The organism is Sutcliffiella halmapala, assembly GCF_050107295.1.
Classification (GTDB): domain Bacteria; phylum Bacillota; class Bacilli; order Bacillales; family Bacillaceae_I; genus Sutcliffiella_A; species Sutcliffiella_A halmapala_A.
In genome coordinates, this window is record NZ_JBNIKR010000002.1 from 197,986 (window position 1) to 209,104 (window position 11,119).

Consider the following 11,119-nt stretch of genomic DNA (forward strand, 5'->3'; position numbering starts at 1 on the left):
AATAATATTTTATCATAATCCTTATAGTACTATAAAATGTTGCCAGAATACTTTATACTATGATAGAGTTCGAAAAAATTCGAGCGCGTTAAATTGTTTTGATCGAAGTTAGGTGGATGAATACCCGTGCAGGAATATAGCGTAAAAGTTGAAGCGTTTGAAGGTCCATTGGACTTGCTGCTTCACCTGATAAACCGTTTGGAAATAGATATATATGATATTCCCGTTGCTCAAATTACTGAGCAATATTTATTTTATATACATACGATGAAGGAATTACAATTGGATATTGCAAGTGAATACCTCGTAATGGCAGCCACATTGCTCGAGATAAAGAGCAAGATGCTGCTCCCGAAGCACGAGGAGGAATTGCTTGAGGAAGATGATGACTTCGCAGATTACGAGGAGGACCCTCGTGAAGAGCTGATGAACCGTCTGATCGAATACCGGAAGTATAAAGAGGCGGCAGACGATCTGAAGGAGCTTGAAGAAGAGCGGAGCCACCTATTTACCAAAGCGCCGAGTGACCTGACTGAGCTGATGAAAAATGTGGAACCTGATGAAGTGAAGCTCGATGTATCCTTATACGATATGCTTGGTGCACTTCAAAAGCTAATGCGGCGTAAGAAGCTTCAAAAGCCTTTGCAGACTAGAATTGCCAGACAGGAAATCCCGATTGAAAAGAGAATGGCAGAGCTGATTCAGGATCTGCGCCAATTTAAAGGGAGAAAGCATTTCTTTGAACTATTCCCTGAATCGAGCAAAGAGTATATTGTGGTTACCTTTCTGGCCATCTTGGAGCTATTGAAAAAGAACACCATAATGCTTGAGCAGGAAAATAATTTTGCGGATATTTATGTTTCCTATCAAGAAGGAGGAAATGAGGAAGTTGGATATTATTAATTGGAAGTCGATCGTTGAAAGTCTTCTATTTGCAGCAGGGGATGAAGGGCTGACGCTAAAGCAGCTTTCCACTGTGTTGGAAATAGAAGAAAGTGAAGCTCTGGATGCCATTTCTGCTCTTAGGGAGGATTACCAATCTCCAGATAGGGGAATAGCCATTATAGAGCTTGCAGGCACCTTTCAATTGACTACGAAAAAAGAACACTCCGTTTATCTGAAGAAGCTGGTGGAATCGCCGACATCACAATCGTTGTCACAGGCAGCACTGGAAACCCTTGCGATTGTAGCGTACAAGCAGCCGATTACCAGAACGGAAGTTGAGAGCATTCGAGGGGTGAAAAGCGAACGGCCACTTCAGACGCTTGCCGCCAAAGCGCTAGTGAAGGAAGTAGGCCGTGCTGAAGGCACTGGACGCGCCATCCTGTATGGAACCACCAAGGAGTTTCTCGACTACTTCGGACTGAAGAACATCAAGGAGCTTCCGCCACTTACTGTCACAACCGACGATCCGGATGAAGAGGCAGATCTGTTCTTCGAAAAGTTTCAGGAAACGTTTGAAAATTAAAACGATTTGTTAGTGTTGTATGGTAAAATAGTTATACATACTAGATTTGGAACTTTTAAGGAGTGGCATCTTAACCATGAGAATAACCGAAATCAGAGGCTATGAATTGGAAAAAGCTCAATCTAATACGTCAGAGGATTTCTTTAACCGTTCGGAAGTGACATTTTCCGAAGAGGGCGAGGAAAGAACCTTCCATGTATTATATATCCGATATTTTGATGAAACATTTCCTGAGTTTTTGAATATTGGAGTGGATAGAGATCCTGTTTTTAAAGTCGGTGACAAGGAAATCCTATTTAAAGATCTGGTGGCACTTACCCTCTTGATCAAAAACCCAAGTTTTCGTCATCGGAAACGAATCTACATTAATACCCGGGAAGATTTCGCCTCCTATTTTGAAGGCGTCCATATCCCGAAGCTGAAAGAGATATTTGAAGGGCTTCACAACAAAGGGGAATATACCCTTTCGTCCCCATTGAACTTTTTGGCTCAGCCATCCTCATAAATGAACAAGCTGGTCATAAATATAGTTTGTAAGTCGTATTAACACAAAAGCTGCGGCATTTTCTATAAAACCTTAAATATGGAGGGTCCATTACAAATGGCAAATACGATTGTAAAAGCTCAAACAGAACAAGTAGAGAGTTTTTTAGGAAATACTGTTCATCAACTAAACGAGTTCCTGAATGAAGCAACCTTATCTTCACTGATGGAAGAAAGTGACGGAAGCAGGGAATATGTTAGCCTCCTATTGGCCAATACACGCAGACTTGCAGTTTTCTGTGATGAAGGGCACAATGCCTGTCAGGTAATTTTAAAAAGTGAGCCGTTCCGTAAATCTGCCGCCGAGAAGGTGCTATATAACATCTACCACCAGTGCATCGAGGAGTTTTTTGCTCCAAAGAATGATGCCTGGTACGAGGACAGCCGTTCCGCTTATACTGGCAAAAACTCGATTCATTTCCATGAAGCGCCTCCTACACAATTGAAGGCCGTCATCCGCCACTTGGAAAGCGATTTTCAAACAATCCGTGAGGAACTGGAATATTACGAAACAGACTACCGTACTAAAATGATGCAAAGCAATTAATCATCCACCCGGTCCCTCGTTGGGCTGGGTGTTTTCTTTTTATATCAATCGGACAACTTTCTTTTTTTCTCCCAGAAAGCATAGGATATCACGATGACTTCAAAAAGGGAGGACCTCTAGGATGATCAGCCAAAATCAGCAGGTTTTCAGAAAATACTTACAGGACACGGAACATTGGTGCTTGGAGATACTTACGGAAAATGGTCAAGTACGATCGGAGTGGCAGCCGGAAGTAAGAAATCTTCTTTCCTCTATACAAAGTACCCAGGAAAAGGAAGTGGTCCAGGAAAAGGAAGTACTTTATGTCAAACAGAAGCTCGATGATTTACATCAGCTTTTAGAGATGCAGCACCCGACCAGACAAAACAGTGGCCGGGTCCCGATCGGGGGGCATAAGCTTCCTCCTCTACCTTACCCATACAACGCTCTTGAACCATATATTTCAAGGGATATCATGGAGCTGCACCACCTGAAGCATCATAAAAGCTATGTGGATGGTCTCAATAAAGCGGAGCTGAAAATGCAGGAGGCCCGCGCAACGGTGAACTTTGATCTGATTAAACATTGGGAGCGGGAAGCAGCCTTTCATGGATCCGGACATTACTTGCATACCATGTTTTGGGGGAATATGGCGCCGAATGGCGGGGGACAGCCTAAGGGTAGGCTACTTCAGCAGATCAACCAGGATTTTGGCGGCTATGATAAATTCAAAAAGCATTTCACAGAAGCGGCAGACAAGGTGGAGGGTGTTGGGTGGGCCTTGCTCGTCTGGTCCCCGCGAGCCCATCGACTCGAGATTCTCCAAACAGAAAAGCAGCAGCTGTTCACCCAATGGGATACCATCCCGCTCCTTGGTTTGGATGTTTGGGAGCATGCTTATTACCTGCAGTATAAGAACAACCGCAGGGACTATATAGACAATTGGTGGAATATCGTGAACTGGCGAGATGTGGAGAAGCGGTATCAGGAAGCATCAAAATTGAAGTGGCAGTCTTATTGACTAAATAAGGATTTTTTTGGGGGTAATACAGTGTATAAGACCATTAGAAGTGTTCTAATGGCTTTTTTTATTGGGTATCGCAATGAGAAGTCCAATAGCAGCGTTCTAATGGCTTTTTTGAACGTAAAATCCCTTGAGAAGGCAATTAGAGGCATTCTAATGGCTTTTTTGAACGTAAAATCCCTTGAGAAAGCCATTAGAGGCATCCTAATGGCTTTTTTAAACGGAAATTCCTCTGAGAAGGCCATTAGACGCATCCTAATGACTTTTTTGAACATTAATTCCAATGGTAAGATCCATTAGAAAGTCTCTAATCTCTCTTGAATTTCAAATCTTCTCGGACAACCCTTTCCAGTTTGCCTTTAACCTAACTTTGCCCTTTTTTTATCGAAAAAATCATATTGGGACAGCTTGTGCATAAACTTGTACAAACATAGACAAGGGATGGGGATTGGATGGTACGAGCTAGAATGGTGTTCATCATCGCTTCTATTGTGATGCTGATTTTTAGTATAGGCATTCCTCAAAAGGCAGTGGCCGAGCAGGTTGGTGTAAGTGCGAGGAATGCAATTTTGATAGAACAAGAGAGTGGCAGAGTGATTTTCGAAAAGAATGCACATGATAAACAGCGCATCGCCAGTATCACGAAAGTAATGACAGCGATACTCGCCATCGAATCCGGAAAAATGGGTGAAATCGTGACTGTCAGTGAGAGGGCAACCCATGCAGAAGGGTCTTCGGTCTATTTAAAGCCCGGTGAGAAAATCAAGCTCGAACATCTTGTGTATGGATTGATGCTGCGTTCAGGGAATGACACGGCCGTTGCCATTGCTGAGCATGTAGGGGGCAGTCTAGAAGGATTTGTTTTCCTGATGAATGAGAAAGCGGCGGAACTTGGAATGAGCAATACGGAGTTTGCAAATCCCCATGGACTGGACGATCATGAGAATCACTACTCGACCGCCTATGATATGGCCCAGCTTACCCGCTATGCAATGGAAAATGAAAAATTCAGGGAAGTGACTGGAACAAAGGTATACCGTGCACCAGCTGCACCTGGAGAGTCCTGGGATCGAAGCTGGACAAATAAGCATCGTTTGGTCACTGGTATGTATTCCTATGCAACCGGCGGGAAAACAGGTTTCACCAAACGTGCAAAGCGTACGCTCATCACTACCGCTTCCAAGGATGGCCTGGATGCAATTGTGGTCACATTGAATGGACCCGATGATTGGCAGGATCATATCTATATGTTCAATCGAGCATTTGTTGACTACAAGCTCTACAACATTGCAAATGAAGGTAAGCTTGAGGATATCGAGGATTCCTTTTATAAGGGAAAAGTATTCCTATCACGTGATATCAAGTATCCGATGACCAAAAAAGAACGGGAAAATGTCCGGATCAATATAGAGCTTGTCAAGCCGAGGGAGGACTGGGAGCGTTCAGGTAATGTTCCTGATGTAGTGGGGAGCTATACGCTTATCCTTAACAATGAGGCAGTCATCGAGACACCAATCTATCATGAAAAGAAAAAAGAAGATTCAAGAGGCTTCTGGTCGATCTTCAAGAATATCTTTTTTATTTTCGGTGGTAATCTACCATGATCAATATCATTTGGGTAGCCATGACGATCATTGGCATTCTTTTTGCGATGATCAATGGAACAATGGATAAAGTGAATGAAGCAATCTTTCTTGGGGCTAAAGAGGCGGTCACCATCTGCATCGGGTTCATCAGCATCCTTGTTTTTTGGCTGGGCTTGATGCGGATTGCCCAGGAGGCGGGGCTTCTCGAAAAGCTCGCAGTATTATTTAGGCCGCTGGTCAGGAGGATTTTCCCTGAGGTTCCCCCGGATCACCCTGCAATGGGATATATGCTGTCAAATATGATTGCGAATATGTTTGGACTTGGAAATGCGGCAACTCCAATGGGAATAAAAGCGATGGAACAGCTGAGGGAGCTGAATGGAGGAAAGATTGAGGCAAGTAGGTCCATGGTTACTTTCCTTGCCATTAATACCGCAAGCATCACGCTCATTCCCACTACGGTTATCGCCATAAGGATGAATTATGAATCCGCATCACCTACTGAAATTGTGGGACCGACCTTGGTCGCGACGGCGTGCTCCACGATTGCAGCCATTATGATTGACCGTTTTTTTTATTATCGCAGAATGGCTAGGAGGAGGTAGAGATGCAGCTCATATCCTTAATATCTCTTTGGTTAATCCCTTTTCTGATCGGATTCATCCTCCTTTATGGTACCTTCAAAAAGGTGCCAACTTATGAAACTTTTGTTGAAGGGGGAAAGGAAGGGATCAAGATAGCCATTTCCATCATCCCTTTTCTCGTTGGGATGATGGTCGCCATCTCCATCTTCCGCGCTTCGGGTGCGCTGGACTTTTTGGTGGAATTTTTGAGGCCATTGATGAGTGCTATCGGGGTACCGGCTGAAATTGTCCCCCTTGCAATCATACGTCCCATTTCTGGTACTGCGGCACTTGGGATGACGACGGATATGATTGCAACGTTCGGGCCGGACTCCTTTATGGGACGCCTGGCTTCCGTCCTGCAGGGAAGCACGGACACGACGCTCTATGTACTTACTGTTTATTTCGGGGCAGTCGGCATCAAAAAGATGGGGGATGCCCTGAAGGTGGGTCTCCTTGCTGATGTGGTGGGAATCGTAGTGTCGATTCTCGTTGTCACTTTTTTCTTTGGAATCTAAAAACACAAGGAGCCCCTTGTGTTTTTTGTTGTTTATTTGGCTTGTGACAACGCACTTTTAATGGCGGTAGAAGCGGCATCTATATCTGAGAAATGCTCGACGATTCCTTGCTTATCTCTGACAACCTGATAGCAGCGATCGTTCCTAAGATAGGTAATGGAAAGCGGTTGATCTGGATTCGTACAAATGGTACACGTGATTTCTGTATCCTGATAGGTTCCCAACGTTTCTAGCACCTGTTTAATTTGTACATTGTTCATCAACATTTTCTCCTTAAGAAAAAATTGAAAACTTTTCCTGTTAAGGATACTATACCAACTAAAGAAGCCTGAAGGAATATGGGAAACGGGGTAATTTCTTTACGCCTATAGTAGTATGAAATAGTACCAAATTATTAAAGCCATATTTTTTTACTATCCTTTTTAAAATTACTAAGGGTATAATTAGAGTTTGTGAACGATGGGAATCATATAAGTATGGAAATCTTGGCTTTTCTGGTAAAAGTCATGTAAGATGTTGAATGAGGTGAAAGAAATGGAACGGTTACAGAAAGTGATTGCGCATGCAGGGATTGCATCGAGAAGAAAAGCAGAACAGTTGATTCAAGAAGGAAAAGTCAGAGTGAATGACAAGGTTATCAAAGAGCTTGGGGTAAAAGTTTCCCCCAACGATAAAATAGAAGTGGAAGGCATTCCTGTTGAAAGGGAAGAGCCGGTTTATTTTGTGTTATACAAACCAAGAGGTGTCATCTCCAGTGTCAGCGATGATAAAGGGAGAAAAGTAGTAACAGACTTTTTCCCGCTGATCGAGGAGCGAATCTATCCTGTCGGCCGGTTGGATTATGATACATCCGGATTGATCATCATGACCAATGACGGAGAATTCGCCAACAGCCTGGCGCACCCGAAATCCAAAGTGGATAAGGTCTACGTTGCAAAAGTGAAAGGAATACCATCAAGGGAAGCGATTCGCAGCCTGGAGCGAGGCATCAAGCTAGAGGACGGAAAAACGGCTCCTGCAAAAATCAAATTCCTTTCGATGGAAAGAACAAAGGAAACGGCAATCTTTGAAGTGACGATTCACGAAGGCCGCAATCGCCAGGTGCGTCGCATGTTCGAAGCAATCGGTCATCCGGTGATGAAACTGAAACGTGAACGCTATGGCTTCCTGACACTGCAAGGCTTGAAGTCGGGAGAAGCAAGAGAACTGACACCGCATGAAGTAAAGCAACTTCGAGTAATGGCAACCAAGCCAGGCAAATAAAAGCACAATGAAAGCGGAGGTGGGGAAAGAACCGCTTCCGTTTTTTTATGTTTGGTTGTGTTCACATAAGATTCATATTCTACTATCAGTGGCAAAAGTAGTAAATGTTATAATAGCAAGGATACGATACGACTTATGGTATAGGAGAGTAATGAGGAATGAGTAAAAAGAAACGTTTAGTGATGCGTACAGCGATTCTGCTTCTCCTGTTATCTGCAATAGGGTATACGTTATACGCGAATTTTTTCACATCTAAAGAATTGGTCGGAGAGGGAGACCAGGCCCCGGACTTCGTCTTGAAGGACTTGGAAGGTAATGAGGTAAGGTTATCGGATTTAAGGGGCAAGGGTGTATTCCTGAACTTCTGGGGAACATGGTGCGAGCCGTGTGAACGGGAAATGCCATATATGGAAAATCAATATAAAGTTTTTAAAGATCAGGGTGTAGAAATACTAGCTGTAAATATTCAGGAAACAAATGTTGCAGTGGAACGTTTTAAAAACAAACATCAGCTGACTTTTCCTATTCCGATGGATCGCACAGATCAGGTGAGACAGGCTTATGGGGTCGTACCTTTGCCTACTACGATTCTGATCGATGAGAATGGCGTAATTGTAAAAAAAGATTCAGGGCAATTGACCGAAGCGAAAATAAAGGAATACATGGAAATGATTAAACCGAAACAATAGGGAGTTTTACGTATGAAGGATATTAAATGTGAGTGCGGACATCTGAATCCGGAAGGCACGATTCTTTGTGAAGCTTGTGGAAAGCCCACCGAGAATGAAAAGAGCCAGGAAAAACTGCTGGACATGAAGTATGAAGGCAGTGCCAGGCGTTCTCAAACGTATAACAAGACAATCATAGATAAGATATGGAATTTCTTTTCTTCTGTAAAAGTTGGGATTTGGATAATCGTTCTTTTATTGGTTTCCTCAGCATTTGGTACAATTTTCCCTCAAGTAGGCTACATACCGCAAAACATACCTGCAGAAGTGTACTATGAACAAGAGCATGGATTTGCAGGGAAAATGTATTATACCCTTGGTTTTCACGATTTATATGGTTCATGGTGGTATTTACTTCTGATTGCAGCGCTTGGAATATCGTTGGTGATCGCAAGCCTTGATCGTTTTGTTCCATTATACAAAGCGTTGAAAACCCAAAAGGTTACGAGACATGAGAGTTTTCTGAAGCGTCAACGTGTATTTGGACAGACGACAGTTGAAAACACGGAAACGGAACTCGCAAAAGTAAAGGCTGGCCTTAAAAATAGAAATTATAAAATACGTGAAGAAAATGGAAATATATTGGCTGAGAAAAATCGTTTTTCCCGCTGGGGACCTTATGTGAATCATATCGGACTTATTATCTTCCTGGTTGGGGCTATGCTCCGTTTTTTCCCGGGCATGTATGTGGACGAAGTGCTGTGGGTCCGTGAAGGGGAAACAAAGCTTATCCCTGGTACAAATGGGCAATACTATATGAAGAGTGAAGGCTTTGTTTTTGAAACGTATGACAGCAAATCCTCGGATGAAGTATTTGAGTCTGCCATTGCCAGAGCTGGAGAAGGTGCCATTGCGAGCAATTTCCAAACGAATGCCGTTCTTTATGAACGAAAAGGCGACATCGTGGTTGGTGCAGAGCCAGAACTTGAAAAAGTGAAAGAGCATGCAGTAAAGGTGAATCAGCCATTAAAGCACGATTCCTATGCATTTTATCAAGTGGACTATAAATTGAATGAATTCAGCGCCATGAGCTTCAATGTGGAAAATAAAGAAACACAGGAAGTCTATGGTACAATCAAAGTGGACCTGAATGAACCGGAAAAGAAGTATGATTTAGGGAACGGCAATTCTGTCGAACTCGTAAGTTATTTTCCTGACTTTATCCTAAAGGATGGAGAACCGGATACAAAGACAAGGGTGCCGGACAATCCTGCCTTTGTTTTCCGTATGATAACGCCGGAAACGCCGGAAGGGGAAATCAGTCTAGTGGCCATACGTCAGAACATCGAACCGAACGGAACAAATATAAATAAGATGAGCTTCGCCGGTGTCGAGACTCGTAATGTTTCCGGACTGACCGTTCGGAAAGACCTAACCCTTTGGATACTCGGTCTTGGTGGCGCAATCTTCATGCTTGGAGTGATCCAGGGCATGTATTGGAACCATCGCCGTGTCTGGGTGCAGACAAGAGGAAATGAAATCTGGGTGGCAGGACATACGAATAAAAACTGGTTTGGACTAAAGGGCGACATCAATAAAGCACTCCACGAATCGTCGATTGATATTCCGGTCGACCAGGTGGAACAAGAGCAGCAAGAAAGCAAGAAAGAGAAAGCGGAGGAATAGGAGGTTCATCAATGGCACAGCTTAGTGGTAATTTACTATATACCGCATTTATCCTATATCTAATAGGTACCGCCTTTTTTGGAGGTGCAATTCGTGCTAAAAAGAGCAGCAAAGCAGCCAAGATAGGAATATCGATCACTATTTTGGGCTTCCTTGCTCAATTAGGCTATTTTATCACGCGATGGATTGCAGGCGGTCATGCACCTGTCAGCAACCTGTTTGAGTTTACAACATTCTTTGGCATGATGCTCGTATTGGCATTCATTGTCATCTATTTCATCTATAAAACTAGTACGCTAGGCGTCTTCACCCTGCCAATCGCATTGTTGTTGATTGCCTATGCAAGTATGTTTCCAAGAGACATCGCACCGTTGATTCCTGCGTTGCAGAGCCATTGGCTTGCGATCCATGTTTCGACTGTAGCACTTGGAGTGGCGGTCCTGTCAGTCAGCTTTGCGGCAGGTTTGATTTATCTTGTAAAAGTGGTAGATTATACAAAAAAGGATCAAAAGACTTTCTGGCTGGAGTTTACCCTTTATTCCCTAATCTGTTTCTTAGGATTTATCTTTCTATCCATCGGCTTTGGTGCTGCAGGGTACCAGGCGGAATTCGCCTATATTGACAAAAAAGGTACCGATGCCAATGTCGAATATCATCTGCCCGCATTAGTGGGACCAAATGAAGGGGAACTCCTGACAGACGGAAGAATGGATGCATTGGTGAATTTGCCGGCATATGTAAACACATTAAAATTGAATACGGTTATATGGTCTCTTTTAGCCGGATTACTTTTATATGGACTTTTCCGACTGATTCTTAGAAAGCCTATCGGAAAGGCATTGAAGCCTGCCGTTAAAAAAGTGAACCTGGAACTGGTAGATGAAATCAGCTATCGAGCGGTAACAATCGGATTCCCGGTATTCACACTTGGCGGACTGATTTTTGCGGCGATTTGGGCACAGATCGCCTGGACAAGATATTGGGCATGGGATCCAAAGGAAGTGTGGGCACTCATCACCTGGCTATTCTATGCAGCCTACCTGCACCTTCGCCTATCCAAAGGTTGGGAAGGGGAAAAATCGGCATGGCTTACTTTGGTCGGCTTTGCGATTATTCTTTTTAATCTGATTGGTGTCAATTTAATTATTGCAGGTTTGCATTCGTATGCCATGTAACGCAGAATATGGAGCCTTCACACCTATGTGAGGGCTTTT

At 43.4% G+C, this 11,119-nt stretch carries 13 protein-coding genes; 12 read left to right on the top strand and 1 reads right to left on the bottom strand.

Annotated features, from left to right (window positions below; translation table 11 throughout):
• Positions 1–120: 120 nt before the first annotated feature.
• From ACQCT5_RS04845 to ACQCT5_RS04880, 8 genes are all read left to right on the top strand, one after another.
• The gene (locus ACQCT5_RS04845) at positions 121–903 is read left to right on the top strand and encodes a segregation/condensation protein A (protein ID WP_499639983.1); all 783 of its coding nucleotides are present in this window, start codon (positions 121–123) and stop codon (positions 901–903) included.
• Positions 890–1,468 carry an SMC-Scp complex subunit ScpB gene (scpB, locus tag ACQCT5_RS04850; RefSeq protein ID WP_499639551.1) on the top strand — a complete coding sequence of 193 codons (579 nt, stop codon included), beginning with the start codon at positions 890–892 and terminating at the stop codon, positions 1,466–1,468. The genes ACQCT5_RS04845 and scpB overlap by 14 nt, the downstream gene beginning before the upstream one ends.
• Before the next feature lie 76 nt (positions 1,469–1,544).
• Complete coding sequence (locus ACQCT5_RS04855; RefSeq protein ID WP_499639553.1) at positions 1,545–1,973, top strand: hypothetical protein; 429 nt, start codon at positions 1,545–1,547, stop codon at positions 1,971–1,973.
• Positions 1,974–2,069: 96 nt separating this feature from the next.
• Positions 2,070–2,558: a YpuI family protein gene (locus tag ACQCT5_RS04860; protein ID WP_499639555.1), complete on the top strand. Its 489-nt coding sequence runs from the start codon at positions 2,070–2,072 to the stop codon at positions 2,556–2,558.
• Positions 2,559–2,679: 121 nt separating this feature from the next.
• Positions 2,680–3,558 carry a superoxide dismutase gene (locus tag ACQCT5_RS04865; protein WP_499639557.1) on the top strand — a complete coding sequence of 293 codons (879 nt, stop codon included), beginning with the start codon at positions 2,680–2,682 and terminating at the stop codon, positions 3,556–3,558.
• Between the two features lie 455 nt (positions 3,559–4,013).
• The gene (locus ACQCT5_RS04870; protein WP_499639559.1) at positions 4,014–5,165 is read left to right on the top strand and encodes a D-alanyl-D-alanine carboxypeptidase family protein; all 1,152 of its coding nucleotides are present in this window, start codon (positions 4,014–4,016) and stop codon (positions 5,163–5,165) included.
• Entirely contained in the window at positions 5,162–5,752 is a 591-nt protein-coding gene (locus tag ACQCT5_RS04875; RefSeq protein ID WP_499639561.1) for a nucleoside recognition domain-containing protein, read from the top strand. The genes ACQCT5_RS04870 and ACQCT5_RS04875 overlap by 4 nt, the downstream gene beginning before the upstream one ends.
• Positions 5,753–5,754: 2 nt before the next feature.
• On the top strand, positions 5,755–6,288 hold the full coding sequence (locus ACQCT5_RS04880) for a spore maturation protein (RefSeq protein ID WP_499639563.1): 534 nt from the start codon (positions 5,755–5,757) through the stop codon (positions 6,286–6,288).
• Between the two features lie 32 nt (positions 6,289–6,320).
• Here the strand turns inward: ACQCT5_RS04880 and ACQCT5_RS04885 are convergent, their stop codons facing one another.
• Complete coding sequence (locus ACQCT5_RS04885; protein ID WP_499639565.1) at positions 6,321–6,548, bottom strand: hypothetical protein; 228 nt, start codon at positions 6,546–6,548, stop codon at positions 6,321–6,323.
• Positions 6,549–6,822: 274 nt separating this feature from the next.
• On the opposite strand from ACQCT5_RS04885, the gene ACQCT5_RS04890 reads away from it, so the two are divergent.
• The 4 genes from ACQCT5_RS04890 (at position 6,823) to ccsB (ending at position 11,080) form a co-directional block, all read left to right on the top strand.
• Positions 6,823–7,551 (top strand): pseudouridine synthase, encoded by a 729-nt coding sequence (locus ACQCT5_RS04890; protein WP_499639567.1) that lies wholly within the window; start codon positions 6,823–6,825, stop codon positions 7,549–7,551.
• Positions 7,552–7,709: 158 nt separating this feature from the next.
• Complete coding sequence (resA, locus tag ACQCT5_RS04895) at positions 7,710–8,240, top strand: thiol-disulfide oxidoreductase ResA (protein WP_499639569.1); 531 nt, start codon at positions 7,710–7,712, stop codon at positions 8,238–8,240.
• A gap of 12 nt (positions 8,241–8,252) precedes the next feature.
• Complete coding sequence (resB, locus tag ACQCT5_RS04900) at positions 8,253–9,905, top strand: cytochrome c biogenesis protein ResB (RefSeq protein WP_499639570.1); 1,653 nt, start codon at positions 8,253–8,255, stop codon at positions 9,903–9,905.
• Between the two features lie 11 nt (positions 9,906–9,916).
• Positions 9,917–11,080 (top strand): c-type cytochrome biogenesis protein CcsB, encoded by a 1,164-nt coding sequence (ccsB, locus tag ACQCT5_RS04905; RefSeq protein WP_499639572.1) that lies wholly within the window; start codon positions 9,917–9,919, stop codon positions 11,078–11,080.
• Positions 11,081–11,119 lie beyond the last annotated feature (39 nt).